This is a genomic window from Streptomyces sp. BJ20 (assembly GCF_022869105.1).
Lineage (GTDB): Bacteria > Actinomycetota > Actinomycetes > Streptomycetales > Streptomycetaceae > Streptomyces > Streptomyces griseoincarnatus.
The window spans coordinates 4,718,565-4,744,977 of record NZ_CP094918.1 but is presented as its reverse complement, the minus strand read 5'-3'; the positions used below and the strand labels follow the sequence as shown (position 1 = coordinate 4,744,977).

Annotated in this window: 26 protein-coding genes; 15 read left to right on the top strand and 11 right to left on the bottom strand. The window is 74.8% G+C overall.

Annotated elements, in window-relative coordinates:
- Positions 1-564, top strand: coding sequence for a YbaK/EbsC family protein (locus MTR79_RS21395; RefSeq protein WP_086701646.1), 564 nt, complete (start codon positions 1-3; stop codon positions 562-564).
- A 25-nt stretch (positions 565-589) separates the two neighbouring features.
- Here MTR79_RS21395 and MTR79_RS21390 read toward each other — a convergent pair whose 3' ends face one another.
- Both MTR79_RS21390 and MTR79_RS21385 read right to left on the bottom strand, forming a co-directional pair.
- Positions 590-1,810 carry a 4-hydroxybenzoate 3-monooxygenase gene (locus MTR79_RS21390; RefSeq protein WP_086701648.1) on the bottom strand — a complete coding sequence of 407 codons (1,221 nt, stop codon included), beginning with the start codon at positions 1,808-1,810 and terminating at the stop codon, positions 590-592.
- 49 nt (positions 1,811-1,859) lie between these two features.
- Positions 1,860-2,267, bottom strand: coding sequence for a CoA-binding protein (locus tag MTR79_RS21385; protein WP_086701649.1), 408 nt, complete (start codon positions 2,265-2,267; stop codon positions 1,860-1,862).
- Between the two features lie 365 nt (positions 2,268-2,632).
- Here MTR79_RS21385 and MTR79_RS21380 point away from each other — a divergent pair, with 365 nt between their 5' ends.
- The 5 genes from MTR79_RS21380 (at position 2,633) to MTR79_RS21360 (ending at position 8,809) form a co-directional block, all read left to right on the top strand.
- On the top strand, positions 2,633-3,355 hold the full coding sequence (locus MTR79_RS21380) for a hypothetical protein (RefSeq protein WP_189364104.1): 723 nt from the start codon (positions 2,633-2,635) through the stop codon (positions 3,353-3,355).
- Positions 3,352-3,891: a histidine phosphatase family protein gene (locus MTR79_RS21375; RefSeq protein ID WP_189364103.1), complete on the top strand. Its 540-nt coding sequence runs from the start codon at positions 3,352-3,354 to the stop codon at positions 3,889-3,891. Before MTR79_RS21380 ends, MTR79_RS21375 begins: the two co-directional genes overlap by 4 nt.
- 23 nt (positions 3,892-3,914) lie before the next feature.
- Positions 3,915-4,541: a YigZ family protein gene (locus MTR79_RS21370; protein ID WP_244791787.1), complete on the top strand. Its 627-nt coding sequence runs from the start codon at positions 3,915-3,917 to the stop codon at positions 4,539-4,541.
- A gap of 117 nt (positions 4,542-4,658) precedes the next feature.
- On the top strand, positions 4,659-5,822 hold the full coding sequence (locus MTR79_RS21365) for an exonuclease SbcCD subunit D (RefSeq protein WP_086701652.1): 1,164 nt from the start codon (positions 4,659-4,661) through the stop codon (positions 5,820-5,822).
- On the top strand, positions 5,819-8,809 hold the full coding sequence (locus MTR79_RS21360) for an SMC family ATPase (protein WP_244791786.1): 2,991 nt from the start codon (positions 5,819-5,821) through the stop codon (positions 8,807-8,809). The genes MTR79_RS21365 and MTR79_RS21360 overlap by 4 nt, the downstream gene beginning before the upstream one ends.
- A 13-nt stretch (positions 8,810-8,822) precedes the next feature.
- Here the strand turns inward: MTR79_RS21360 and MTR79_RS21355 are convergent, their stop codons facing one another.
- Positions 8,823-9,269 (bottom strand): Lrp/AsnC family transcriptional regulator, encoded by a 447-nt coding sequence (locus tag MTR79_RS21355; RefSeq protein ID WP_048459458.1) that lies wholly within the window; start codon positions 9,267-9,269, stop codon positions 8,823-8,825.
- 94 nt (positions 9,270-9,363) lie between these two features.
- Between MTR79_RS21355 and MTR79_RS21350 the strand changes: the two genes are divergently transcribed.
- The 3 genes from MTR79_RS21350 (at position 9,364) to MTR79_RS21340 (ending at position 11,320) form a co-directional block, all read left to right on the top strand.
- Positions 9,364-9,840: a rhodanese-like domain-containing protein gene (locus tag MTR79_RS21350; protein WP_086701655.1), complete on the top strand. Its 477-nt coding sequence runs from the start codon at positions 9,364-9,366 to the stop codon at positions 9,838-9,840.
- A 45-nt stretch (positions 9,841-9,885) separates the two neighbouring features.
- Complete coding sequence (locus MTR79_RS21345; protein WP_086701656.1) at positions 9,886-10,398, top strand: immunity 21 family protein; 513 nt, start codon at positions 9,886-9,888, stop codon at positions 10,396-10,398.
- A 76-nt stretch (positions 10,399-10,474) separates the two neighbouring features.
- Entirely contained in the window at positions 10,475-11,320 is an 846-nt protein-coding gene (locus MTR79_RS21340) for an SDR family oxidoreductase (RefSeq protein ID WP_086701666.1), read from the top strand.
- 7 nt (positions 11,321-11,327) lie between these two features.
- Here MTR79_RS21340 and MTR79_RS21335 read toward each other — a convergent pair whose 3' ends face one another.
- Both MTR79_RS21335 and MTR79_RS21330 read right to left on the bottom strand, forming a co-directional pair.
- Positions 11,328-13,016 (bottom strand): DUF885 domain-containing protein, encoded by a 1,689-nt coding sequence (locus MTR79_RS21335; RefSeq protein WP_189364100.1) that lies wholly within the window; start codon positions 13,014-13,016, stop codon positions 11,328-11,330.
- A gap of 32 nt (positions 13,017-13,048) precedes the next feature.
- Positions 13,049-13,540, bottom strand: a complete 492-nt coding sequence (locus MTR79_RS21330) for an Lrp/AsnC family transcriptional regulator (RefSeq protein ID WP_244791785.1) — start codon at positions 13,538-13,540, stop codon at positions 13,049-13,051.
- Positions 13,541-13,600: 60 nt separating this feature from the next.
- Here MTR79_RS21330 and MTR79_RS21325 point away from each other — a divergent pair, with 60 nt between their 5' ends.
- Positions 13,601-14,788, top strand: coding sequence for a PLP-dependent transferase (locus MTR79_RS21325; protein ID WP_086705326.1), 1,188 nt, complete (start codon positions 13,601-13,603; stop codon positions 14,786-14,788).
- Between the two features lie 362 nt (positions 14,789-15,150).
- On the opposite strand, the gene MTR79_RS21320 is transcribed toward MTR79_RS21325, so the two are convergent.
- The 3 genes from MTR79_RS21320 to MTR79_RS21310 form a co-directional block, all read right to left on the bottom strand.
- Complete coding sequence (locus tag MTR79_RS21320; protein ID WP_189364098.1) at positions 15,151-16,410, bottom strand: GNAT family N-acetyltransferase; 1,260 nt, start codon at positions 16,408-16,410, stop codon at positions 15,151-15,153.
- A gap of 97 nt (positions 16,411-16,507) precedes the next feature.
- Positions 16,508-18,073 carry an alkaline phosphatase D family protein gene (locus MTR79_RS21315; RefSeq protein ID WP_244791784.1) on the bottom strand — a complete coding sequence of 522 codons (1,566 nt, stop codon included), beginning with the start codon at positions 18,071-18,073 and terminating at the stop codon, positions 16,508-16,510.
- A gap of 136 nt (positions 18,074-18,209) precedes the next feature.
- Entirely contained in the window at positions 18,210-19,040 is an 831-nt protein-coding gene (locus tag MTR79_RS21310) for an alpha/beta fold hydrolase (RefSeq protein WP_086701255.1), read from the bottom strand.
- A gap of 130 nt (positions 19,041-19,170) precedes the next feature.
- On the opposite strand from MTR79_RS21310, the gene MTR79_RS21305 reads away from it, so the two are divergent.
- Both MTR79_RS21305 and MTR79_RS21300 read left to right on the top strand, forming a co-directional pair.
- Positions 19,171-20,058, top strand: a complete 888-nt coding sequence (locus MTR79_RS21305; protein ID WP_086701256.1) for an RNA polymerase sigma-70 factor — start codon at positions 19,171-19,173, stop codon at positions 20,056-20,058.
- A 178-nt stretch (positions 20,059-20,236) separates the two neighbouring features.
- On the top strand, positions 20,237-20,998 hold the full coding sequence (locus MTR79_RS21300) for a GntR family transcriptional regulator (protein WP_086701258.1): 762 nt from the start codon (positions 20,237-20,239) through the stop codon (positions 20,996-20,998).
- 63 nt (positions 20,999-21,061) lie between these two features.
- On the opposite strand, the gene MTR79_RS21295 is transcribed toward MTR79_RS21300, so the two are convergent.
- The 3 genes from MTR79_RS21295 to MTR79_RS21285 all read right to left on the bottom strand — a co-directional run bounded on the left by MTR79_RS21295 (position 21,062) and on the right by MTR79_RS21285 (position 24,159).
- Complete coding sequence (locus MTR79_RS21295) at positions 21,062-22,219, bottom strand: ROK family transcriptional regulator (RefSeq protein ID WP_086701259.1); 1,158 nt, start codon at positions 22,217-22,219, stop codon at positions 21,062-21,064.
- Between the two features lie 108 nt (positions 22,220-22,327).
- The gene (locus MTR79_RS21290; RefSeq protein ID WP_086701261.1) at positions 22,328-22,990 is read right to left on the bottom strand and encodes a response regulator transcription factor; all 663 of its coding nucleotides are present in this window, start codon (positions 22,988-22,990) and stop codon (positions 22,328-22,330) included.
- Positions 22,991-23,004: 14 nt separating this feature from the next.
- Positions 23,005-24,159, bottom strand: a complete 1,155-nt coding sequence (locus MTR79_RS21285; protein ID WP_244791783.1) for a histidine kinase — start codon at positions 24,157-24,159, stop codon at positions 23,005-23,007.
- A gap of 107 nt (positions 24,160-24,266) precedes the next feature.
- Between MTR79_RS21285 and MTR79_RS21280 the strand changes: the two genes are divergently transcribed.
- Genes MTR79_RS21280 through MTR79_RS21270 form a run of 3 tightly spaced genes read left to right on the top strand, consistent with a single transcriptional unit; the run spans position 24,267 to position 26,408 of the window.
- Complete coding sequence (locus tag MTR79_RS21280; protein ID WP_244791782.1) at positions 24,267-25,187, top strand: ATP-binding cassette domain-containing protein; 921 nt, start codon at positions 24,267-24,269, stop codon at positions 25,185-25,187.
- Positions 25,188-25,189: 2 nt separating this feature from the next.
- Positions 25,190-25,915 carry an ABC transporter permease gene (locus tag MTR79_RS21275; protein WP_244791781.1) on the top strand — a complete coding sequence of 242 codons (726 nt, stop codon included), beginning with the start codon at positions 25,190-25,192 and terminating at the stop codon, positions 25,913-25,915.
- A 55-nt stretch (positions 25,916-25,970) separates the two neighbouring features.
- Complete coding sequence (locus tag MTR79_RS21270; RefSeq protein ID WP_086701267.1) at positions 25,971-26,408, top strand: hypothetical protein; 438 nt, start codon at positions 25,971-25,973, stop codon at positions 26,406-26,408.
- Positions 26,409-26,413 lie beyond the last annotated feature (5 nt).

Below are 26,413 nucleotides of genomic sequence, written 5' to 3'. Positions count from 1 at the left end.
ATGCGCGCACCCATCGGAGACTTCGACCAGGCCGTCCCCGCCCCCGACTGCCTCGACGAGCTGACCGCCCCCGTCGCGGAAGCGGTCCGCGGCTGGAGCGGCAGCGTCCCCGCCGGCCAGATCCTCTACGTCGAGACGGACCCGCGGTGGGCCGACACCGCCGTCTTCGTCGAGCACTACGGCAGCGACCTGCTGGAGCGGTCGGCGAACTGCGTGGTGGTGGCGGGCAAGCGCGGCGGCGGGTCCACGCTCGCGGCGTGCGTCGTGCTGTCCACCACGCGGGCCGACGTGAACGGGGTGGTGCGCCGCCACCTCGGCGTCCGCAAGGCGTCGTTCGCGCCGATGGACACGGCGACGGGGGAGACCGGCATGGAGTACGGCGGCATCACCCCCGTCGGGCTGCCCGAGTCCTGGCCCGTGCTGGTGGACGCGGCCGTCGTGGACCTGCCGTACGTGCTGGTCGGCAGCGGGCGGCGGCGCGGGAAGCTGCTGGTGCCGGGCAAGGCGTTCGCGGAACTGCCGGGCGCGGTCGTCCTGGAGGGGCTGGGCAGGCCCGCCGCCTGAACGGCCGGTGCGGGCCGCGCGGGTGTCAGTACCGCGCGGCCGTGCCCAGGTATCGCTCCGCGAAGGCCGCCGCCGTGGCGGGCGAGCTGAACAGACGGCGCAGCCGGGCGAGCGCGGTGCCCGCGCGGAAGGGGTCGCCCGTCGCACCGCCGTGGTACAGCTCGGACAGCCACTGGGAGAACTCCTGGTAGTCCCACACCTGCCGCAGTCGCGACTCCGAGTAGCCGGCCAGCCCGGCCTCGTCGCCCCTCAGCAGCCGTTCGACGAACGCGTCGCCCAGCGCGAACGCGTCGTGCAGCGCCAGGTTGAGACCCTTGGCGGCGATCGGCGCGACCAGGTGCGCCGCGTCCCCCGCCAAGTAGAGGCGCCCGAAGGCCATCGGCTCGGTGACGTAGTCGTGCATGTCCAGCACACGCTTCTCGATCAGTGCCCCCTCGGTCAGCGGCTCCGCGCCGGCCGCGGCCAGCCGGCGGTGCAGCTCCGCCCACACCCGTTCGTGCGGCCAGCTCTCCGGGTCGTCGCCGGGCGGGCACTGGAGGTAGTAGCGGGTCACCTCGGGACTGCGGGGCATCTGCCCGGCGAACCCGTCCGGATGGCACCCGAACAGCACGCGGTCGGCGGACGGCGGAGCCTGGGCGAGCAGGGCCAGCCAGCCGATGCCGTAGTCGTGCCGCGCCACCCGGGCCCGCCCGGCGACGGCCACCCGGGTCACCCCGCGCGCGCCGTCGCACCCCGCGACGAAGTCACACCCGACGACTTTCCGGTGGCCGCTCTCCGGGCAGAGGTACGACACCGACGGCCGGTCCCCGTCCAGGTCGTGCACCCGCACGTCCCGCACCCCGAACCGCACGGCCCCGCCGCGCACGTCCGCGTACTCCCGCACCAGGTCCGTGACCAGGAACTGCTGCGGATACACCCAGTGGTGGCCGCCCGTCAGCTCGTGGTACCCGAACGGGTGGCGCTCGCCGTCGAAGCGGAACTCGCAGGCGGTGTCCCGCCGGGCCCGCTCCAGCAGGTTCCCGGCGAGACCCCGCCGCTCCAGGCCGCGCACCACCGGTTCCTCGATCACCCCGGCCCGCGGCCGCTGCTCGACGGACTCCCGGGTCCCGGTCTCCAGCACCAGGCAGTCCACCCCGGCCGCCCGCAGCACGCACCCCACGGTGAGCCCGGCGGGTCCCGCGCCCACCACGACGACCGGAAACCGTTGCGGGGGACGGGAGTTGGAGGAGGCGGGCGTCTCGGTCATCGCGCCATTATGGCGTCACCCCGCCGTCCGGGACCGACGGGCGCGCCTCTCAGGCGAGCCGCGGGATCTCGATCGCGGGGCAGCGGTCCATCACCATGTCCACACCCGCCGCACGCGTACGCGCGTACGCCTCCTCGTCGACCACTCCGAGCTGGAACCACACGGCCTTGGCGCCCTTGGCCACGGCCTCGTCCGCGACCGCGCCGGCCAGGTCGCTGTTGACGAACACGTCCACCACGTCCACGTCGAAGGGGATGTCGGCGAGCGAGGCGTACCCCTGCTCCCCGTGCACCGTCTCCGCCTTGGGGTGCACCGGCACCACGCGCTTGCCGAACCGCTGGAGCACCTGCGCGACCCCGTACGCGGCGCGCTGCCGGTTCGAGGACAGGCCGACCACGGCCCAGGTGTCACCGGACTCGGTGAGGATCTTGCGGACCGTTGCGTCGTCGCCGTACACCGTCGGCCTCCCTGGATCTGAAGCGAGATTGAGCTGGCGTCCCCGTCAACCAGGCGCACGGCGCGGTGATTCCCGGCGCCGCGCGTCCGCCACGAGGAGTGTGGCGCCACAAAGCACGCCGTGCGTTCGCCACGAAGGGCGGCGTGCGTCCGTCACGAAGTCCGTCACGAAGGGCGCCGCGCGTCCGCCACGAGGAGTGTGGCGCGTCCGTCACAAAGGGCGCCGTGCGTTCGCCACGAAAGACGTGGCGCATCCGCCACGAAGGACGGCGTGCGCCTGCCCCGACGGGCGGCGCCGCGCAAGCGACAGCGCGAAAAGCGTGCGAGATACCTGCGTGCGCCCGCTCGCGCGCCTACGCTCGCCTCGTGCTGCGCATCACCGACGCCCGAACCGGCGAGCTCGTGGACGCCGCCCCCGCCCGCCGGGGCCTGACCCGGGTCGAGGCCCACCCACAGGGGCTCGACCCCACCGGCCTGCGCGTGCTGCTGGCCGCCGACCTGCTCCTGCGCGCCCTGGAACTCGGCGGCACCCCGGTGTGGGCGCTGCTCGTCGCCGAAGGTCGGCACGCGGAGCTGCGCGCGGCGGCCGACGCACTCGGGATCCGGCCTTTCGAGGACGGCGACGGCGCCGCCGGTCTGGGCGAGGCCCAGGTGCTGCACGTCGTCGACGAGGGCCGCACCGAACCCGACGGCGTCCGGGTCGCCGTCGCGCCCGTGACCTGGTCGGCCCCCGGCGCCCCCGAGGAGGCCGACCAGGCCGCCCTGCGTCTCGCGCTGCTCACCCACCCGAGGAACGCGCCCGCGGTGATCGACGCGGACGCGCTGGACCGGGCCGCCGACACCCTCCGCCGCTGGCGCGGCGCGGTCGCCGACTGGGCGCGGCGGCCCTCACGCCCCGTGCCCGACGAGGTGCGCGCCGAGCTGCGCGCCGCGTGGGAGGACGACCTGGACACCGCCGCCGTGCTCGGCGCGCTCCGCGCGGTGGAGGCCGACCCGGGCCTTCCGGACGGCGCCCGCTTCGAGACGTACGCCTACGCCGACCGGCTGCTCGGCCTCGACCTCGCCCGCGACCTCGGACACCCCGCATGATCGAGCGCGCGGCGGCCGGCCCCCTGCGCCGGCTGGTGGTGCTGCGGCACGCCAAGTCCGCCCGCCCCGAGGGCGTCGCCGACCACGAGCGTCCCCTCGCCGCGCGCGGCCGCCGGGACGCGCCCGCCGCCGGACGGGCCCTCGCCGACATGGACTGCCTGCCCGGACTCGCCCTGTGCTCCACCGCCGTCCGCGCCCGCAGCACCTGGGAGCTGGCCGCCTCGCAGTGGGGCACGCCCCCGCCGGTCCGGCTCGACCCGCGTCTCTACCACGCGGACGTCCCCGGCCTGCTGGACGTGATCCGTGAGACGCCCGCCGAGGTCGAGACGCTGCTGCTCGTCGGCCACAACCCGGGTCTCGAGGAGCTGGTGCTGACCCTCGCCGACGACGGCCTCGACGACCTCCTGAACCGGGTGCGCGCCAAGTTCCCGACCTCCGCGATCGCCGTGCTCGACTGGCGCGGCCCCGGCTGGCGCGGCCTGGTCCCCGGCGGCGCCCTGCTCACGTCGGTCGCCGTCCCGCGCGGCAAGCGCTGACGCCCGCCGCATAGGCTGGCCGGATGCAGGACGAGTACCGCACCGTGGCCCGCGCGGGTGTGCACGAGACCGAGATCAACCGCTCCCGCTTCCTGTGCGCCCTCGCCCCGGCGGCCACCGAGCAGGAGGCCCAGGATTTCATCGCCGCCGTCCGCAAGGAGCACGCCGACGCCACCCACAACTGCTGGGCGTACGTCATCGGCGCGGACGCCTCCGTCCAGAAGGCCGGCGACGACGGGGAGCCCGGCGGTACCGCGGGCGTCCCCATGCTGCAGATGCTGCTGCGCCGCGACATGCGCTACGTCGTCGCCGTCGTCACCCGCTACTTCGGTGGTGTGAAGCTCGGCGCGGGCGGCCTCATCCGCGCCTACGGCGGCGCGGTCGGCGAGGCCCTGGACACGCTCGGCACCCTCACCCGGCGCCGCTTCCGGCTGGCCACCGTGACCATCGACCACCAACGGGCCGGGAAGGTGCAGAACGACCTGCGCTCCACCGGCCGCGAGGTGCGCGACGTGCGCTACGGCGAGGAGGTCACCATCGAGATCGGCCTCCCCGACGCCGACGTGGACGCCTTCCGCGCCTGGCTCGCCGACGCCACCTCCGGCACCGCCCGCCTCGAACTGGGCGGGGAGGCCTACGGGGACGCCTGACACCCCACCCGTTTCACCCTCCCGGGGTGATAACGGGCGATATGGACCCGGGACGTGACGGGTGATACGGGAGCAACCGCCCGCGCTGTCGGAGGCGCCCGATACGCTGCCGGGACCATGAGATTCCTTCACACGTCCGACTGGCACCTCGGCCGGTCCTTCCACCGGGCCGGCATGCTCGGCGCCCAGGCCGAGTTCATCGGCCACCTCGTCTCCACCGTGCGCGAGCGCGAGGTGGACGCGGTGGTGGTGTCGGGGGACGTGTACGACCGGGCGGTGCCGCCGCTCTCCGCGGTCGAGCTGTTCGACGACGCGCTGCACCGGCTCGCCGGCCTCGGCGTGCCCACGGTGATGATCTCCGGGAACCACGACTCGGCCCGCCGCCTCGGCGTCGGCGCGGGACTCATGGGCCGCGCCGGCATCCACCTGCGCACCGAACCCTCCGCGTGCGGCACTCCCGTCCTGCTGCCCGACGCGCACGGCGACGTCGCCTTCTACGGCCTGCCCTACCTGGAGCCCGCCCTCGTACGGGACGAGTTCGGTGTGGAGCGGGCCGGGCACGAGACGGTGCTCGCAGCCGCCATGGAGCGGGTGCGCGCCGACCTCGCCGCCCGCCCGGCCGGCACCCGCTCCGTCGTCCTCGCCCATGCCTTCGTCACCGGCGGAGAACCGAGCGACAGCGAACGGGACATCGCGGTCGGCGGTGTCGCGTCCGTGCCCGCCGCCGTGTTCGAAGGCGTCGACTACGTGGCGCTCGGCCATCTGCACGGCTGCCAGACCCTCACCGACCGCGTCCGCTACTCCGGTTCCCCGCTGCCGTACTCCTTCTCCGAGGCCGGGCACCGCAAGTCCATGTGGCTGGTGGACCTGGCAGCCGACGGGAGCATCACCGCCGAGCGCGTCGACTGCCCCGTGCCGCGCCCCCTCGCCCGCATCCGCGGCACCCTCGAGGACCTGCTCGCCGATCCCGCGCTCGTACCGCACGAGGAGGCGTGGGTCGAGGCGACCCTCACCGATCCGGTCCGCCCCGCCGACCCCATGGCCCGGCTCGCCGAGCGCTTCCCGCACACCCTCGCCCTCGTCTTCGACCCGGACCGGCCGCCGGACGACCCCGACGTGTCCTACGCCCGCCGCCTCGCCGGCCGCGACGACCAGCAGATCGCCGAGGACTTCGTCGCCCATGTGCGCGGCGCCGGACCCGACGCGCACGAGCGCACCGTGCTGCGGGACGCCTTCGACGCCGTCCGCGCCGACGAGGCCGCACGGGAGGTGGCCCGATGAGGCTGCACCGCCTGGACATCACCGCCTTCGGGCCGTTCGGCACCACCCAGAGCGTCGACTTCGACGCCCTGTCCGCCGCCGGTCTCTTCCTGCTGCACGGCCCCACCGGCGCCGGCAAGACCTCCGTCCTGGACGCCGTCTGCTACGCCCTCTACGGCTCCGTCCCCGGCGCCCGCCAGGGCGGCCAGGGCACCACCCTGCGCAGCGACCACGCCGCGCCCGCCACCCGCACGTCCGTCACGCTCGAACTCACCGTCGCCGGACGCCGTCTGGAGGTCACCCGGCAGCCCCCGTGGGAGCGCCCCAAGAAGCGAGGCGCCGGCACCACCGTCGACAAGGCGCAGACCTGGCTGCGGGAGCGCGACGCCGCCACCGGCGCCTGGAAGGACCTCAGCCGCTCCCACCAGGAGATCGGCGAGGAGGTCACCCAGCTGCTCGGCATGAGCCGCGAGCAGTTCTGCCAGGTGGTGCTGCTGCCGCAGGGCGACTTCGCGCGTTTCCTGCGCGCCGACGCCGAGGCCCGCGGCAAGCTGCTGGGCCGCCTCTTCGACACCCACCGCTTCGCCGAGGTGGAGAAGCGCCTCGCCGACCGCCGCCGCGCCGCCGAGGCCCGCGTGCGCGAGGGCGACGACGAGCTGCTCGCCGACGCGCACCGCATGCAGCAGGCCGCAGGCGGCGCCATGGAGCTGCCCGAGCTGTCGCCGGGGGAGCCCGGACTCGCCGACGCCGTCCTCACCGCGGCGGCCGTCGCCCGCAGCACCGCCCGTGAACAGCTCACCGCCGCCCACTGCCGCCTCACCACCGCCGAGTCCGTCCGCGCCGGGGCGGGCCGCGCCCTGGACGAGGCGCGTGAGCGGCACCGGCTGCAACGGCGGTTCGCCGAGGCGCGGGAGCGGGCGGAGCGGCTGCGGGAGCGGTCCGGCGCCCACGAGGAGGACCAGGCCCGCATGCACCGGGCCCGCAAGGCCGAGACGGTCGCCCCCGCCCTGGGGCTGCGGGACTCCGCCGACGCCGAGCACCGCAGCGCGGCCGCCGCCGAGGAGCGCGCCCGCGCCCTCCTCCCCGCGTCCCTCGCGGACGCCGGACCGGACGGCCTGGCCGCGGCGGCCCGCCGCGCCGCCGAGGAACTGGGCGGCCTCGAGTCGGCCCGCCGCGCGGAGCGCCGCCTCGCCGAACTCCTCGACGAGCGGGCCGGACTGGACCGCCAGGAACGTGCCGACGAGGAGGTCCGGGAGGACGCCGAGGCATGGCTTGCCGACTGGGAGACCACCCGCACCGCCCTCCAGGACCGCATCGCGACCGCCCAGCAGGCCGCGACCCGCGCCGGGGAGCTCGCGGCGCGGCGCGACACCGCCCGCCACCGGCTGGAGGCCGCCCGCGCCCGCGACCGGCTCACCCGGGACGCCGAGGCCGCCGCCGAGCAGGCCGGCGCCGCCCGCGAACAGGCCCTCGCCGCCCGGCAGCACTGGCTGGACCTCAAGGAACAGCGGCTGAGCGGCATCGCCGCCGAACTCGCCGCCGGCCTCGCAGACGGCGCCCCTTGCGCGGTCTGCGGCGCCACCGAACACCCGGCCCCGGCCCGCAGGGTCGCCGGACACGTCGACCGCGAGACCGAGGAGCGCGCCCTCGCCGACCACCAGCACGCCGAGGACCGGCGCGCCGAGGCGGACCGCCGGCTCGCCGCCGTAAGGGAGGAGCTGGCCGCCGCCGGCGCGGGCGCCGGGGACGCCCCGGCCGAGCAGCTCGCCCGTGAACTCGACGAGGCCGAGCGGGAGTACGCCCGCGCACGCGAGGCGGCCTCCGCGCTGCACGCCGCCCAGGAGCAACTGCGCGCCGCCGAACGCGAACACGAGCTGCGCACCGCCGCCCAGCGCGACGCGGCCGTCCGCGCCGCCGCCCGCGTCGGCCACCGTGAACGCCTGGACCTCGAACGGGCATCGCTGGAGCAGGAGTTGGCGCAGGCGCGGGGAGACGCCCCCAGTGTCGCCGCGCGCGCCCGGCAGCTCGAACGCGAGGCGGCGCAGCTCACCGACGCCGCCGACGCCGCCCGCACCGCCGAGGAGGGCGCCCGGAGACTCAAGGACGCCGACGCACGCCTCGCCGACGCCGCTTTCCGCGCCGGCTTCGACACCCCGAGGGCCGCCGCCGAGGCCCTCCTCGACGACGACGCCCACCGGCAGTTGCAGCGCCGGCTGGACGCCTGGCACGACGAGGAGGCCGCCGTACGCGCCGTCCTCGCCGAACCCGGGACCGCGGCCGCCGCACAGCAGCCCGCCGCCGACCTCCCCGCCGCCCAGCAGGCCGCCGAGGCCGCCGACCGCGCCGTCCGCGAGGCGGCCTCCGCGCGTGACGCGGCCGCCCGCCGCTGCGCCGAGCTCGACCGGCTCTCCGCGCGGGCCGCCGCCTCCGTGCGCCGGCTCGGACCGCTGCGCGAGGAGTACGACCGGGTGGCCCGCATGGCCGCCCTCACCGCCGGCACCTCGGCGGAGAACGAACGCCGGATGCGCCTGGAGTCGTACGTGCTCGCCGCGCGACTGGAGCAGGTCGCCGCCGCCGCGACCGTCCGGCTGCGCCGCATGTCGTCCGGCCGCTACACCCTCGTCCACTCCGACGACCGCGCAGGCCGCGGCCGCAGCGGCCTCGGGCTGCACGTCGTGGACGCCTGGACCGGCCGGGAGCGCGACACCGCCACCCTCTCCGGCGGCGAGACCTTCTTCGCCTCCCTGGCCCTCGCGCTCGGCCTCGCCGACGTGGTGACCGACGAGGCGGGCGGCGTGCGGCTGGACACGCTCTTCATCGACGAGGGCTTCGGCAGCCTCGACGACCAGACCCTCGACGAGGTGCTCGACGTCCTCGACTCGCTGCGCGAACGCGACCGCAGCGTCGGCATCGTCAGCCACGTCCCCGACCTGCGCCGCCGCATACACGCCCAGCTGGAGGTCGAGAAGGACCGCTCCGGCTCCCGGCTACGGCAGCGCGGGACCTGACGGGGCCGTCCGGTCACCGCCCCACGGGACGGCGCGGCAGCGGCGAGGAGTACACCACGCTGGTGGTCACCGAACCGAGCGCGCCGATCCGCCCCGACACCTCCTCCAGGTGCCGCATCGACCGCGCGGCCACCTTCAGGACGAAGCAGTCGTCGCCCGTCACGTGGTGCGCCTCCAGGATCTCCGGCGTGGCCGCGACGAGATCGTGGAACGGCTTGTAGTTGCCGGTCGGGTAGCGCAGCCGGACGAACGCCAGCACCGGCAGCCCGATCCGCTCCGGGTCCACCACCGCCGCGTAGCCCTGGATGATCCCGGCCTCCTCCAGCCGGCGCACCCGCTCGGTGACCGCGCTCGCGGACATCGACACGGCGCGGGCGAGCTCGGCGTAACCGGCGCGTCCGTCCCGCTGGAGGAGGTCGAGGATGCGCCAGTCGGTGGCGTCCGGGGAATACTCGGTCATCGCCGAGAAATAGCAGGGGAATCCCCGGCGGAGCAAGACCCTCACCGGGATTCGTCCCTTCAGGCCCGGCGTCCGCGCCCGTAGTTTTCCTGCCATGACGACGACCACCGTGAACCCCGTCCTGCGGGTCGCCCCCGCCTCCCCTGCCGTGGCCGCCGCGCACTTCCGCGCGAGCCTCGCCCTGTACACCGACGTCTCCGACGTGGCCGCCGCGCTCGCGTCCGGCGACGGCCCCGGCTTCGTCCTGGCGGACTCCCGGTCGGCCGAGGCCTGGGACCAGGGCCATGTGCCCGGCGCCCTGCATCTGCCCACCGCGCGGATCACCGAGCGTGCCGCGGACCTCCTCGACCCGGCCGTCCCGGTCGTGACGTACTGCTGGGGACCCGGCTGCGACGGGGCCGCCCGCGCCGCGCTCGCCCTCGCCGAACTGGGGTACCGCGTCAAGGAGATGCTCGGCGGCTTCGAGTACTGGGTCCGCGAGGGCTTCGCGTACGGGACACCGCGGGGCGGTGAGCGCCGGGCCGCCGACCCGCTGACCGCCGTCCTGGACTCCGACGCGTGCGGATGCTGAACCCGGCGCTCCGGTAAGGGAGTCGAGCCGGTAGGTTTCTCCGCCATGGAGCGATACGCGGAGCCGGGCACGGTCGAGTGGGTGGAGTCGGGCGGCGGGCCGCTCGTCGCGGTGCCGGAGACGGTGCTGCCGTTCTGGACGGGAGCCGACGGCGAGGAGTTCGCCTCGGACTACGACCGGGCGTGCGAGGTCGACGGGCTCGTCGGGCTCCTCCCGGTCGGTGACGCCGCCGCCCTCGTCCTGGGCGACGAACCGGCCGCGACCGCCTTCCTCCCCGAGCACTCCCTGCTCGTCCGCTGGGTCGCCGGAGACGCCGAGGACGACCTGCTGGCGAGCGTCCCGGCCGCGCTCGCGACCGCGCAGTGGCAGCGGGAGACGCAGTGGAAGGTGCCCGGCCCGGTCGTCCTGTTCGACGCGGCCTGGCCCGGCACGCACGCCGCCGGTACCGACCACGCCCGCCTCGGCCTCGGCCCCGGCCGCTACGCCGTGCGCGCCGCGCGGGTCAGCCCCGGCCCGGAGACCTGGCTGGTCCTGGTGCAGCTCCGGCCGCTGCCCTGAGTCGTCCGACGCGCCCCGGCCCGCGCCGCCGTTGATCGCGTGCCCGGGCGGGGCCCGCGGGCCCATCATGGGGATCATGCCGAAGTTTCCCCCGCCCTCGCCCGTGGAACTCCGCCGTGATCCCCTGCCCCTGCGGGGCCGCACCGCCCTGGTCACCGGGGCCAGCAGGCGCGGCGGCATCGGCCACGCCGTGGCCCGCCGTCTCGCCGCGTACGGCGCGAGCGTCTACCTGCACCACCATGTGCCGCACGACGCCGCCATGCCCTGGGGCGCCGACCGGACCGAGGACGTCACCGCCTCCGTACGCGAGGCGCTCGGCGACCCGGACGCACGCGTGCTCGCCGGACCCGGCGACCTGAGCGACCCGGCGGAACCGGCGGCCCTGCACGCCCGCGCCGTCGAGGCGCTCGGCGGACGCCTCGACGTCCTCGTCGCCAACCACGCCCTCAGCGGCTCCGACGGCGACCTCGACACCGTCGACGCCGCCATGCTCGACGCGCACTGGGCCGTCGACGCCCGCTCCGTGCTGCTGCTCGTCCAGGCCCACGCCCGGCACCGCGCCGCCCTTCCGCCGGACACCCCGGGCGGACGCGTGCTGATGATGACCTCCGGGCAGGACATCGCCGGCGGCATGCCCGGCGAGATCGCCTACGCCCTCCAGAAGGGTGCGTTGGCCTCGGTCACCCGCTCCCTGGCGACCGCGCTGGCCGAGCACGGGGTCACCGTGAACACCGTCAACCCCGGCCCCGTCGACACCGACTACCTGACCGGCGAGGTCTACGACGCGATCGCCGCGCGCTTCCCCGCCGGGCGCTGGGGCATGCCCGACGACCCGGCCCGCCTCCTCGCGTGGCTGGCCACCGACGAGGCGGGCTGGATCACCGGTCAGGTCATCGACTCCGAGGGCGGCTTCCGGCGCTGAACCGGTCCTAGAGCGCGGCCAGTTCGTCCACCAGGTCGTCCAGGCCCAGCGAGCCCTGCGACAGTGCGGCCATGTGCCAGGCCTTGAGGTCGAAGGCGTCGCCGTGCCGCTCGCGGGCCTTCTCCCGGCCCAGCAGCCAGGCCCGCTCGCCCAGCTTGTAGCCGATGGCCTGGCCCGGGATCGTCAGGTACCGGGTCAGTTCGCTCTCCACGAAGTCCGCCGGGCGGCTGCTGTGCGCGCCGAAGAACTCCTGCGCCAGCTCCGGCGTCCACCGCTCGCCCGGGTGGAACGGCGAGTCGGCGGGGATCTCCAGCTCCAGGTGCATGCCGATGTCGACGATCACCCGGGTCGCGCGCATCATCTGCGCGTCCAGGTAGCCGAGCCGCTGCTCCGCGTCCGTGAGGAAGCCCAGTTCGTCCATCAGCCGCTCCGCGTACAGCGCCCAGCCTTCGCAGTTGGCGCTGACCATGCCGACGGTGGCCTGGTAGCGGGAGAGGTTCTCCGCCACGTGCACCCACTGCGCCAGCTGGAGGTGGTGGCCGGGGACGCCCTCGTGGTACCAGGTGGACACCAGGTCGTACACCGGGAAGCGGGTCAGACCCATCGTGGGCAGCCAGGTGCAGCCAGGCCGGGAGAAGTCCTCCGACGGCGGTGTGTAGTACGGCGCCGCCGCGCTGCCCGCCGGGGCGATCCGCGACTCCACCTTCCGCACCCGCTCGGCCAGGTCGAAGTGGGTGCCGTCCAGGGCGTCGATCGCCTGGTCCATCAGCTCCTGCAGCCAGTCGCGGACCTCGTCCACGCCCTCGATGTGACGGCCGTGCTCGTCGAGGTGGGCCAGCGCCACCCACGGGGTCTCGGCGCCCGGCAGGATCTTCTCGGCCTCCTTCCTCATCTCGCCCAGCAGCCTGAAGTATTCGGACCAGCCGTACGCGTACGCCTCGTCCAGGTCCAGGTCGGTGCCGTTGTAGTAGCGGGACCAGCGGGCGTAGCGCTCCCGGCCCACCGTGTTAGGCGCGCCCTCGACCGCCGGGGCGTACACGTCCCGCACCCAGTCCCGCAGCTCCGTCACGGCCACGGTCGCCGCGCGGGCGGCCTCGTCCAGCTCGGTCCGCAGCGCGTCCGGACCCGGGGCGGCGAAGTCCTCGAACCAGCCGCGGCCCTCACCGGTGTCCGCCCACTCGCCGAGCTGCCCGACGAACGTCTCCGTGGGGCGCGGCGCCGCGTACAGCTTGCGCTCCAGACCCAGCGCCAGCGACTCCCGGTACCCGGTCAGCGCGGCCGGCACCGCGCGCAGCCGCTCCGCGATCGCCCGCCAGTCCTCCTCGGTCTCCGCCGGGGTCACCGTGAACACCTCGCGCACCGCGTGCGCGACCGTGCCCAGGTTGCCGACCGCGCGCAGGTGCTCGTCGGCCTCGTGCACGGCCAGTTCGGCGGTCAGCCGCTCCCGCAGCAGCCGGGCGCAGCGCCGCTCCGCGTCGCTGTCCGCGCCGGGCAGCCGTTCGGCCTCGTCGAGCCGCGCGAGGGTCGCCCGGAGCAGGCCGGCGACCGCCTCCTGACCGGCGGGCGAGAGATCGGGCAGCCGGGAGGAACTCTCCTTGACGCCGAGATACGTCCCGGTGATCGGATCGAGGGCGATGAGCTCGTCGACGTAGGCGTCGGCGACCTGACGGGGAAGCGCGCTGTTGGTTGGTGACATGCGGACCATCCTGGTACGACGTCCGCCGCACGTCACCCGGATTGAGCCGAGGGCGAAGGCGGCAGTACCGGACCGCAGTCCCACCGCTGGAAGATCAGCCGGGTCTCCACCCGCGCCACCTCCCGCTGCGAGGTGAACTCGTCGAGCACCAGCCGCTGCAGATCGGTCATGTCGGCGACCGCGACATGTACCAGGTAGTCGTCGGGGCCGGTCAGATGGAACACGGTCAGCGACTCGGGCAGCGCCCGGATCCGCTCCACGAACGGCCCCACCAGCTCCCGCCGGTGCGGCCGCACCTGGACCGACAGCAGCGCCTGGAGACCCCGGCCGAGCTTCGCCGGGTCCAGCTCCAGCCGGTGCCCGAGGATCACGCCGGAGCGGCGCAGCCTGGCCACCCGGTCCAGGCAGGTCGACGGCGCGACCCCGACCTGCGCGGCGAGGTCCCGGTACGTCGTCCGGGCGTCGTTCTGCAGCAGCCGCAGCAGATGGAGGTCCACCGGATCCAGTACGACAGATTCGGCCACGGGCCGAACGTAGCACGGGATCCCGCCGCACAGAACCGTTCGGTGTTCACCCTGAGCGCCATGGACAACGGCATGGACACGCGACGCACCACCAGAGCACTCGCCACCGAGGCCGTGCACGCCGGCCGGGACGACCTCGCCGGACTCGGACTGCACGCCCCGCCGATCGACCTGTCCACCACCTACCCCTCCTACGACAGCCGGGCCGAGGCCGCCCGAATCGACGCCTTCGCCACCACCGGCGCCGAGCCCGAAGGACCGCCGGTCTACGGACGCCTCGGCAACCCCACCGTCGCCCGTTTCGAGACCGCCCTCGCCCGCCTGGAGGGCACCGAGGCGGCCGTCGCGTTCGCCAGCGGCATGGCCGCGCTCAGCGCCGTCCTGCTGGTGCGCGCCTCCATGGGCCTCCGGCACGTCGTCGCCGTACGCCCGCTGTACGGGTGCAGCGACCATCTGCTGACCGCCGGGCTGCTCGGCTCCGAGGTCACCTGGACCGACCCGGCCGGCGTCGCCGACGCGCTGCGCCCGGACACGGGCCTGGTGCTGGTGGAGTCGCCCGCCAATCCGACGCTCGCCGAGATCGACCTGCGGGCCGTCGCCCACGCCTGCGGCTCCGTGCCGCTGCTCGTCGACAACACCTTCGCCACACCGGTGCTCCAGCGTCCCGTCGAGCAGGGGGCGCGGCTGGTGCTGCACAGCGCCACCAAGTACCTCGGCGGGCACGGCGACGTGCTGGCCGGCGTGGTCGCCTGCGACGAGGAGTTCGCCGGGCGGCTGCGGCAGGTGCGGTTCGCCACCGGGGGCGTGCTGCACCCGCTGGCCGGGTATCTGCTGCTGCGCGGTCTGTCGACGCTGCCGGTCCGGGTACGGGCGGCCTCCGCGAACGCCGCCGAACTCGCGGCCCGGCTCGCCGCGGACCCGCGTGTGGCCCGGGTGCACTACCCGAGCATCGGCGGCGCGATGGTCGCCTTCGAGGTCCACGGCGATCCGCACGAGGTGATCGCGGGCGTCCGGCTGATCACCCCGGCGGTGAGCCTCGGCAGCGTGGACTCCCTCATCCAGCACCCGGCGTCCATCAGCCACCGCATCGTCGACGCCGGCGACCGCAGGGACGCGGGCGTCTCCGACCGCCTGCTCCGCCTCTCGGTCGGCCTGGAGGACGTCGAGGACCTGTGGTCCGACCTCGACGGGGCCCTGGGCACGCCGTCCACGCGCCCGGCCCGGTCGGAGGCCATGGCCCAGGGCTGAACGTTGCTGCCGCGAGGCTGTCGGGCAGGGTCCGGATGCCCGGTCGGCGGGCCGTCGCGCAGCGGCCCCAGGCGGGTCGGACCGCGACGCGCCGGTGCCGACGCCGGGTATGTGGGAAGGGCCGGGGGTTGATGGTGTGCGAAGGGGTAGCGGGCCCGCCCGGGGTTCGGCGCGGAGGTGCGCCGGCAGCCGGTACGAACGGGCGCGCTGCCCGAGCTCGCCCCGGCAGTGCGGGGGCACGGCCCGGGCGCGGCGGGCACAGTGCTCGGCGCGCCCGCGGGACACGAGGCCGGGCCCGACGGCCCAGGGACGGGGGGCGGCCCGGCACACCTCGGTGTGCCGGGCCGTTTCCCGTCGGCGGGTCAGTGGCGGGCGGCCCTCTCGCCTGCCTCCGGGGTGCGGGCCGACGGGGCGGGGGCCAGACGGGCGGTGATGACGAGCGTGCCCTCCTCGACCTGGTAGTCGAGGGGGAGGCCCAGACCGCGCATCGCGGCGACCATGGCCGTGTTGGACGCCTGCGTCACGGCGTACACATGGGCGCAGCCCGCCTCGACCGCCATGCCCACCAGCCGGGACAGCAGCTCCGCGCCGATGCCCCGCCGCTGCCACGCGTCCTCGACGATCAGCGCCACCTCGGTCTCGTCGCCGTCCCACAGCAGGTGGCCGAGGGCGACGATGTCGCCGGAGTCGGTCTGCGCGGCGAGCGTGCGGCCGAAGCGCGGGCTGAGCAGGTGGTTCAGGTAGCGGCTCGCGTCACCGACCGGCCCGTGGTACCGGCGGCGCAGCGTCTCGGCGGAGCACCGCTCGTGCATCGCCCGCGCGGCCTCCAGGTCGGCGGTGTCCGCGCGGCGCACGGAGACATGACCGCCCTCGGGCAGCGCCAGCACGTCGCGGCCGCCCGGCATCCGCGGACCGAGCCGGGCGTCCAGCTCCACCAGTGCCCGGGCACGGGCGAACTCCGTGGGGGTGAACGGCAGGTACGGCCGCTCGACCGTGAGGACACCGCCCTCCGGGTCGCGCAGCCGGATCACGGTGTCCTCCAGGACGCCCTCCGGAGGCACGGCCGCCGGCCCGGCGCCGAACGCCGTGGCGGGCTGGGAGCGGATCGTGCAGCGGCCGAGCAGCTGGCGCAGCACCAGCGGCAGTTCGGCCGCGTCGGTCGCGGTACGGGCGGCCAGCCCCAGCATCCGGGTCGGGCCGTCCACCAGGTCGTGCGCGTCGGCCCGCTCGGCCCAGGTGTCCGTGCCGCCGCCTGCCGCGACCGCCGCGGTGAGGTCCGTGCCGGCCGGGACGCGCAGCAGGAACTCGTCGACGGTGTGCGCGCCCAGCGGGTGCGTCTGCAGGCTCAGGATGTCGACCCGTCGCTCGGCCAGCGCGGTGCACAGGGCGGCCAGCGCGCCCGGCTCGTCCCGCACCGTGGTCCGCATCCGCCACAGCACGCTCTCGACCGCCGCCGGTTCGGGCGACGGCGGAGCGCCGCCGGTATCGTGCGCCGGCGGCGCGTGGCCGTGGCGGCGTGTCCGCCATGCGTGCAGCGCCTCGCCGCAGCGGGCGGCACGGGCGAGCGGGTTCCAGCGGCGGGGCGTGCGCCCTCCGTCACGGTCGTTCGTCACTTCAGACATGTCTCGACTCATACAGCCACTGTGAAGGAATCGTGTTGCGCGATCACGAACGTACTGTGACTGACGAGTAAAGCCCTCTTCTGTCCGAAATGCTGTGTTACTGACCGACGAGGCCCGGCTGCAGCGTCTTCCTGAACAGCACCGTGCCGTCCATCTCCCGCAGCCGCACGGTGAGTTCGCCGCTGCCACCGTCGATGTCCACCTCGCCGAAGAACTGGTACCCGCCGGCGGGGGAGACGTTCGCGGTGGCGGGCGCCTTCACGAACACCCGCTCAGGACCGAACGTCCCGTCCAGCTCCGAGGCCGGGAACGCGCCCGCGTTGAGCGGCCCGGAGACGAACTCCCAGAACGGCTCGAAATCGCCGAACGCGGCCCGCTCGGGCCGGTAGTGCTGCGCGGAGGTGTGGTGCACGTCGGCCGTCAGCCACACCGTCCCCGTGATCCTCCGGTGCTTGACGAACCGCAGCAGCTCCGCGATCTGCAGCTCCCGCCCCAGCGGCGCCCCCGGGTCGCCCTGTGCCACCGCCTCGACGTGCGGGCGCCCTTCGGTGGTGTCGGGCACGACCAGCCCGACCGGCATGTCGGCCGCGATCACCTTCCACACCGCCCGCGACCGCGCCAGCTCCCGCTTCAGCCACTCCAGTTGCTCCCGGCCGAGGATGCCCTGCGGGTCGACGGTCTGGTCGCCGGGCGAGTTGGCGTTCCGGTACGTCCGCATGTCCAGCACGAACACGTCGAGCAGCGGGCCCTGCCGCACAACCCGGTGAACACGCCCCTCCCGGGTTCCGGGCCTGGGCGTCGGCACGGGGAAGTACTCGCCGAACGCCCGCCGGGCGCGGGCCGCCAGCACGTCGACGCTCTTCTCGGTGTACCGGGTGTCGGTGTCGGCGATCCGCTGTCCCGGGTACCAGTTGTTGCGCACCTCGTGGTCGTCCCACTGGACGATCGACGGCACCCGGGCGTTGAACCGGCGCAGATGCTCGTCCAGCAGGTTGTAACGGAAGGCGCCGCGGAACTCCGCGAGGGTCTCCGCGACCTTGGACTTCTCCTCGGTGGTGATGTTCCGCCAGAGGCTGCCGTCCGGCAGTTCGGCGGTCGCGGCGATCGGGCCGTCGGCGTACACGGTGTCCCCGCTGAACAGGAAGAAGTCCGGGTCGAGCCGCGCCATCGCGTCGAAGATGCGGTAGCCGCCGAATGCCGGGTTGATGCCCCAGCCCTGCCCGGCCAGGTCGCCCGACCACACGAACCGCACCCCGTCCCGCCGCCGGTCCGCCACCGTACGGAAGGTTCCGGCGACGGGCGCGCTCGTACGGCGCGGATCGTCGGGGTCGGTGAGCAGCACCCGGTAGTGGATCTGCTCGCCCGGCGGCAGCCCGCGCAGCCGGGTGGTGCCGGTGAAGTCGCCACCGGGACCGGTCAACGGCCCCCGCACCCGGCGGACGTTGCGGAACGACTCCGTCGCCGAGGTCTCGACGATCATCCGCGCCGGCCGGTCCGAGCGCACCCACACCAGCGCGGAGTCACGGGTGACGTCGCCGGCCTGGACGCCCCACTCGGCGGAGGGCCGCCCCGACCGGGTGAACGCCGGCAGGGCCAGCCCCGCCGAGACGGCAAGGGACCCCTTCAGCAGCGAGCGACGGCCGGGCAGCGGACGGATTGCCATGAGTACGCCTCCGTGGGTGCGGCAGGTGTGCACACCCACACCTACGCCCGCTCGACGAACTCCGGATGAACAACACACCTCCAGGGGCGCGGGGAACTGCGCGAGAAGCCCCACCGGCCCGAAGCGGACGTACGACCTAGCGACTGCCGTCCAACAGAACCCGCGCCACCAACGCCGGATCGTCGTTCATCGGCACATGCCCGCACCCCGGCAACCGCACCAACCGCGCCCGCGGGATGATCTGCTTCGCCCGCACCCCCTGCCGGGGAACGAGCAACCGGTCCCGCGCACCCCACGCGACCGTCACCGGAACACCCCGCACGTCCTCCGTGAACTGCACGGATCCGCCCGCCCGCAACGTCCGCGCGAACCCGGTCGCCTCGGCCAGCGCCCGTGTCTCGGCGACCACCGCCTCCGGCGACCGCCGCCCGGGCCGGGCGTAGATCGTGCTGGTCAGCACGGTCCGTCCGACCGCCGACCGGGCCAGCCCCTCGACCACCCGCACGGGCATCCGCCCCGCGATCCCCCGCATCGCGGAGAGCACGGTGAACGCGTACCGCCGCTCGGCCTGCGTCCAGAACCCGGCGGGGGACAGCGCCGTCACCGACCGCACCAGCCGCGCCCTCCCCATCTCCAGGGCGAGCAGCCCGCCCAGGGAGTTGCCGGCGACGTGCGGCCGGTCCAGCTCCAGCGCCTCGCACAGGCCGCCCAGCGCGGCGGTCATGGCGGGCAGGTCGTGGTCGAGGCCGTCGGGCAGGGCGGGCGAGGCGCCGAAGCCGGGCAGATCCACGGCGATCACCTCGCGCTCGGTGGCCAGGATGTCCACCACCGGGTCCCAGGCCTGCCGGTGGTGCCCGATGCCGTGCAGCAGAAGCAGCGGTTCACCGCGCCCCACGCGCGCGTAGGACAGGGTCACGGACTGCGGGCCCCGCGGAGAGGGGACCTGGTAGGTGACGGTCGCGGACATGAGGTGCTCCTCGTTCGGACTCGCGGATGGGGGCCTCGCCCCAACGTCATGGACAGCTTGTCAGCGATTGCTACCGACGGGTAGCCCGTCACGCCTGGACACATCGAGACAAGTCCGCTGGGATGACCGGGTGACCGCCGACACCGCGACCGTCCTCTTCGAGGAAAACCGCCCCGTCCTCATGGGCATCGCCTACCGGATGCTGGGCCGCGCGGCCGACGCCGAGGACGTCGTCCAGGACGCCTGGATCCGCTGGTCGGCCGGCGACCGGACCGACGTCCGCGAACCACGCGGGTTCCTCGTGCGGATCACCACCCGCCTCGCCGTCGACCGGCTCCGGCAGATCAAGGCGCGCGGCGAGACCTACGTCGGCCCCTGGCTCCCGGAGCCCTACGTCACCGACTTCGGCGACACCGTGACGGACACCGCGGAGCGCGCCGTGCTCGCCGACTCCGTGTCCCTCGCGGTGCTCGTCGTCATGGAGACGCTCTCCCCGCTGGAGCGCGCGGTGTTCGTGCTGAGGGAGGCGTTCGGCTACCCGTACGCCGACATCGCGGCCATGCTCGACCGCGGCGAGGCGGCCGTACGCCAGCTCGGCGCCCGCGCCCGCCGCCATGTCGACGAGCGGCGCCCCCGCTACGACGTCGACCCCGCCCGCCGCCGCGACCTCACCGAACGCTTCCTGGACGCGGCCGCCGGAGGAGACCTGGCGGGCCTGATGGAGCTGCTCGCCCCGGACGTCCGGCTCGTCGGCGACAGCGGCGGCAAGGCACGCGCCCCGCTGCGGGTCCTGGACGGCGCCGACCATGTGGGCCGCTTCTTCGTCGGGGTGGCCGGCAAGGGGCTGCCGGATGTGTCCGTGCGCATGATCGAGCTCAACGGCGGTCCCGCCGTGCTCGTGCTGTCCGGCGGGAAGCCCGACACGGTCGTGCAGATCGACGCCGACGGCGACCGCATCCGCACGGTCTACGTGATCCGCAACCCCGACAAGCTGGCCCCCCTCACCGCGCTCCCGTAGGCCCCCTGAGCCCTCCCGGAGGAGCCCCCGGCGCACCGCGCGCCGGGGGCGATCCGGCGCGCCGCTGATTGGTATTGACCAAGTCCTGCGGCCGCCCTATGGTCGCAGAGAAGTGAAACAACCTTTAATAAACAAGGGCGCTAAAACGCCGCCGGACACGGCGATCGTGGAGGACAGGGTGGGGACCACGCAGCTGGAATCGGTGCCGGAACCGAAGTACTGGCATCTGAAGACCGTGCTCACCGAGGCGCTGGACTCGGAGTTCTCCGTGGGCGAGATCCTGCCCAACGAGCGCGACCTCGCCGCCCGCTTCGGCGTCGCGCGCGCCACGCTCCGGCAGGCCCTGGAACAGCTCGAGCTGGAAGGCCGGCTCCAGCGCCGCCGCGGCGTGGGCACCACCGTCGCCCCGCCGCGCATGGGCGTCTCCGTCGGCAGCGAGCAGCACGCCTGGCCCGGCGGCCCGGACGACGCGTGGCACGCCGTGGACTGCCGGCTCGAGGTGCCGCCCGCCGCGCTCGCCGAGCCCCTGGTGACCGGCAGCGAGGAGGCCGTGCACGTCGTGCGCCGCTCCCGCGTCTCGCGCGGCCAGCCCGTCGCGTCCGAGCTGCTGTACGTCCCGGCCGCCTCGGTGCCCGACCTCTCCGGCATCGACGCCCCGTCCGGTGCGGCGCGCGCCCGCGCGGTGCTGCGCGAACTGCAGCGCCTGGAGCTGGAGCGCCAGGAGAACGCGGTGGAGCTCGGCTCGGCCGGCGCGGCCGAGGCGAGGGAACTGGACCGCCTGCCCGGCGCCCCCGTCCTCGTCGTCACCACCCGCTACATCGCCCGCGGCCGTGCCGCCGCCCTCTCGGTGGCCACCTACCGCGCGGACACCTGCCGCCTGACCTTCGGCGACTCGGGCGGTGTCGAGATACACCACGGCCCCGAGCGCCAGGCGTCCTGAGTCATGGTGTCCTGACGGACCGTCGGCGCGCCGTGGGGTTCCGCCCCACGGCGCGCCCGCAGGTCAGCGCCGGGCCGTCACCGTGCCCTCCACGGCGAACAGCTGCTCCTCGACATGGTCGAGCGCCAGCCGCACCGCGCCCGTCGCCACCGCCGCCTCGCCCAGCAGGGACAGGGTGACCTCCGGCGGGCGCAGGCAGTAGCGGGCCAGTTCACGGCGCAGCGGCTCCAGCACCCCGTCAAGACCGGCCGCCCAGCCTCCGATCACGACCAGTTCCGGGTCGAGCGCCAGCACCAGCGCCGCCACGTCGTGCACCAGCCGCTGGATGAACCGGTCCATCGCCGCCAGCGCCCGCTGGTCACCCTGACGCGCCTGCGCGAACACCTGGGCCACGGCCTGCTCGTCCAGCGGGTGCAGCGGCTCGTCCGTGGTCGACAACAACGTCTCCGGTGTCGCCTCACGCCCCAGCAGATGCAGCGCCCCGATCTCGCCGGCCGCGCCGCCGTACCCCCGGTGCAGCCGCCCGCCGATCAGCGAACCGGCCCCCGGGCTCAGCCCCGCCAGCACGAACACCACGTCGTCGCGGCCCTTCGCCGAGCCCTTCCAGTGCTCCGCGACCACCGCCGCGTTGGCGTCGTTCTCCACCAGCACCGGGCACTCGAAGAACCGGCTCAGCCGCTCACCGAGGCCCAGCCCCGTCCAGCCGGGCAGCGCCGTGCCCAGCCGTACCGTGCCGTCCGCGCCGACGATCCCGGGGGTGCCCACGCCGACCGCCCGCAGCGAGCCGCGCGGTACGCCGGCCCGCCGCAGCAGCTCCGTGACGGCTGTACGCAGCCGGTCCAGACGCTCGTCGGCGTCGACCGTCTCGTCCACGTCCCGCACCTGCGCGCCGATCACCCGGCCGTCCAGGTCGGCCAGCAGCGCGGCCACCCGGTGCACGCCGATCTCCAGGCCCAGCAGATGCCCCGCCTCCGCGCGGAAGCGGAACCGCCGCGCCGGGCGGCCCTGACGGCGTGCGGCGCCCTCGTCGGCCGCCGCCTCCACGACCAGACCCGCCTCGATCAGACCTTCCACGACGCCCTCGACGGTCGGCCGGGACAGCCCCGTCACCCGGGTCACCTCGGTCAGCGTCGCGCAGTCCGTGGCCCGCAACGCGTGCAGGACCACCGCGGAGTTGATCCTCCGCAGCAGCGAGGGATCCCCGCCGGTCAGCCGACCCACCGTCCGTCCTCCCAGCTCGTGCGCGTGTTGGGCGGATCGTACTCGGCGCCGCGCACACCGGCGACCACCGGGCGGGCACCCCGGCACCCCGCCTTTCACACGGCCCGCTCAGCCCGGTGCCACGTACCCCGACTCGTACGCCGTGATCACCGCCTGCGTCCGGTCCCGCGCGCCCAGCTTCGCCAGCACGGCGCTCACATGCGACTTCACCGTCTCCGTGCCGACCACGAGACGCGCGGCGATCTCCGCGTTCGACAGCCCACGCGCCATCAGCCGGAGCACCTCGCCCTCCCGTCCGGTGAGCCGGGCCCGCTCCAGCGCGGCGCGGGCCGCACGGTTCCCGCCGCCCTCGCCGTACTCGGCCGCCAGCTGCCGTACCGAGGCGGGGAACAGCAGTGACTCGCCCTCGGCGATCAGCCGTACCGCGTGCACGATCTCCGCCGGCCGGGCCCGCTTCAGCAGGAACCCGTCCGCCCCGGCACGCAGCGCCTCGTACACGTACTCGTCGTTCTCGAACGTCGTCACCACGAGGATCTTCGGTGGCTCTGCCACCGTCCGCAGCAGCGCGCGCGTGGCCTCGATGCCGTCCAGCAACGGCATCCGTACGTCCATGGCGACCACGTCCGGCCGCAGCCGCCGCACCAGCGGGATCACCGCAGCACCGTCGGCCGCCTCCCCGGCGACCTCGATGTCCGGCTGTGCCTCCAGCACCGCCCGGAGCCCCGCGCGCACCAGGGGTTCGTCGTCGACGAGGAGCACTGTGACCGGCATCCGGCCAGCGTAGATCAGCCCAGGGGCAGTTCGACCCGCACCTGCCAGCAGCCGTCGCCGTCCGGGCCGGTGTGCGCCCTCCCGCCGAGCAGCGCCGTCCGCTCGCGTATCCCGCGCAGACCGCTGCCGCGGCCCGGGGCGGACCGGCCGTCCGGCAGCGGATTGCGCACCTCCAGCGTCAGCAGGCCGTCCCCGGTGGCCACCCGCACCCGGGCGGGCACCGCGCCCGCGTGCCGCAGCACGTTGGTCAGCGCCTCCTGCAGGATGCGGTAACCCTCGCGGGAGACGGGTCCCGGCAGGGTCTCCAGCGGCCCGGTGACCTCGGCGTCGACCGTCGCGCCCGACGCGCGCGCGGACTCCAGCAGCCGGTCGGCGTCGGTGAGCGTCGGCCGGGCACTCGCCGGCCGCTCCGACTCGCGGAGCACGCCGAGCACCCGCTCCAGGTCCTCCAGGGCGGCCCGGCCCGTCTCCTCGATGGCCGCGAGGGCGCGTTCGGTGAACTCCGGGCTGTTCGCCGCGCGGGCGGCCCCCGCCTGCACGACCGCCACGGTCAGCGCGTGCCCGATGGAGTCGTGCAGCTCGCGCGCGATCCGGGTGCGCTCGAGCAGCTGCTCGGTGCGCTCCTCGACGGCCGCGAGACGCTCGGCGACCGACGGGCCCAGCAGCCGTCGCGCCACGGCGGTGAGGACCGCGCCGCCACCGGCCACGAGCGCGTACAGCACGACGAGCGGCAGCGGGACGAGCAGGCCGAACCGCCAGTCCGGCGGGCCCGACACCTTCGGCAGGTCCTCGGTCTCGTGCCCCACCGTCCGCGCGGCCAGCGCGTACGCGATGACCGGCAGCCAGAGCGTGGCATAGGCGACGACCCCGCCGAGCAGCGTGCGGAACTCCAGCCACAGCACGGTCCGCCAGCGGTCCCGCCAGGCCGTGGCCGGACGCGTGGCGAAGTCCGGGTCCGCCTCGTCCGGGGTGAGCAGCAGCCTCGCCTGCATCACCTCGGCCTCGCGCACCCGCGGCAGCAGCCCCAGCGGCACCAGCACGAGCAGCGGCACCCACGGCAGCGCCGGCTGGATCCACAGCCACACGCTGACCCCGGCCATCGGCACCCACATGTGCAACAGCCGGGTGTACGTCCTCCCGCGGACCAGCGGGCGCAGCAGCCGAACCATTCCGTCATCCTGACACCCGGTGCCGACAGCGGGCTCCCCCGCACGGGGGAGACGATCTCCCTGTACGGGGGAGGCCCCGCATGGGGCCGGTCCACCACGCTGATGCCATGACCAGCATCGACGTCCGCCATCTCACCAAGGAGTACGGCGCCCGACGAGCCGTCGACGACCTCACCTTCACCGTGCCGCCCGGCCGCGTCACCGGCTTCCTCGGCCCCAACGGCGCCGGCAAGTCCACCACCATGCGCCTCGTGCTCGGCCTGGACCACCCCACCTCCGGCGCGGCCGCCCTCGGCGGCCGGCCGTACGCGTCCCTGCGCGAACCCCTGCGCACGGTCGGCGCGTTGCTGGACCCCGGCGCCGCGCTCGGCTCCCGCACCGGCCGCGACCATCTGCGCATCCTGGCGGCCACGCACCGCATCCCGGACCGCCGGGTGGCCGAGGTGCTGGAGGAGACCGGGCTGGCCCCGGCCGCCCGACGCCGGGTGCGGACGTATTCGCTCGGCATGCGGCAGCGGCTCGGCATCGCCGCCGCGCTGCTCGGCGACCCGGAGGTGGTGATGCTCGACGAGCCGTCCAACGGCCTCGACCCCGAGGGCATCGTGTGGATCCGCGGACTGCTGCGGCGGCTCGCGGACGAGGGGCGGACCGTGCTGGTGTCCAGTCATCTGATGAACGAGACCGCCTCGTTCGCCGACCATCTGGTCGTCCTCGGCCGGGGCCGGCTGCTGGCCGACACCTCCCTGCGGGAGTTCATCGACGCGCGCGTACGGCCCGCCGTCCGGGTCCGCACCTCCGACCCGGACGCGCTGGAGAACGTCCTGGCCCGGCACGGTCACCAGGCGGTGCGCCACCCCGACGGCCACTGGACCGTGCCCGACGCGCGCTTGGACGACATCGGGCGCCTCGCCTCGGCCGAAGGGGTTCCGCTCCTCGAACTCGCCGCCGCCGAGGGCACCCTGGAGCAGGCCTACCTGGACCTGACCGCCGCCGAGACCGAGTTCGTCACCCAGTCCCAGGAGGCCTGACCGTGCCGTTCGCCCCCCTGTTCCGCTCCGAGTGGCTGAAGATCCGCACCGTACGCTCGCTGCTCGCCACCCTGCTCGTGCTGTTCGCGGTGACCACCGCGTTCTCCGCGCTCGCCACCCTGGACCCCGAGGACCAGGGCGCCGACCCGCTGTTCGCGGCCCTGTCCGGCACCGCGCTCGGCCAGATCGCCGCCATCACCTTCGGTTCCCTGGCTGTGTCCGCCGAGTACCGCGAGGGCGCCGCCGTGCGGCTGTCGCTGACGGCGGTCCCGCGTCGCGGGCTGTGGTTCGCCGCCAAGGCGGCCGCGATCGCCGCCGTCGTGCTGGTGGTGGCCCTGGTGACGTCCCTTACTGCGCTCCTGGCGGGCCTGGCCGGACTCGGCGACGCGGCCGACGGCCTGACCACCGCCGACCAGGTGCGCGGTGTGGTCGGCGGAGCCCTCTACCTCACGCTCATGGCGCTGTTCGCGGCCGGACTCGCCACCCTGCTGCGCAGCGGGGTGGCCACCCTGTCGGTGCTGATCCCGTTCGTCCTCATCGTGTCGTTCGTGATCGGTGACGCGCTCGGGGCGGTCGCCGACTTCATGCCGGACCGCGCGGGGCAGACGGTGCTGCGCAGCGTGCCCGAGGGAACGCTGGGCCCGTGGACGGGACTTGGCGTCACCGCGTGCTGGACGGCCGCGGCCCTGCTGGCCGGTGCGTGGCGGCTGCGCCGTCAGGACGCCTGAAGGGTGGCCGGTTGACCCGCCGCCAACTGTCAGTGGCTGCGGGTTTACTGGAGCCATGAACCTCGCCCGGCACATCGCCCTCATCGACGAGCTGTGCTTCCGGCCCTTCCCGGCGGAGCACGGCCCGTCGGACGTCGGCTTCTCGGGACCGGGCCACCATGTCGCCGTGCTGGAGACCGGTGACCGCCCGGATCTCGACCCGGCGGGCCGGGCGGTGACGGTGGACCAGTTCGAGAAGGACCGCGACGCGGTGTACGAACTGCTCGCCTCCCGCTGGGGCGACACCGACCCGTACAACCTGCGGACGGTGCAGCTGCGCACGGAGCGGGAGGACATACCCGAGCCGTGGGGGTGGCTGAGTCACCACGCGGGCGTGGCCTGGCTGTGGGAGGTGCGGGGGACCGGCCGCTGGGTCGCGGTCGCGCTCGCCGACCAGGACCCGAGCGGCTCCGTGGAGCTTCTGGCCGTGGTCACGGAGACGGCGCCGCCCTAGGAGGC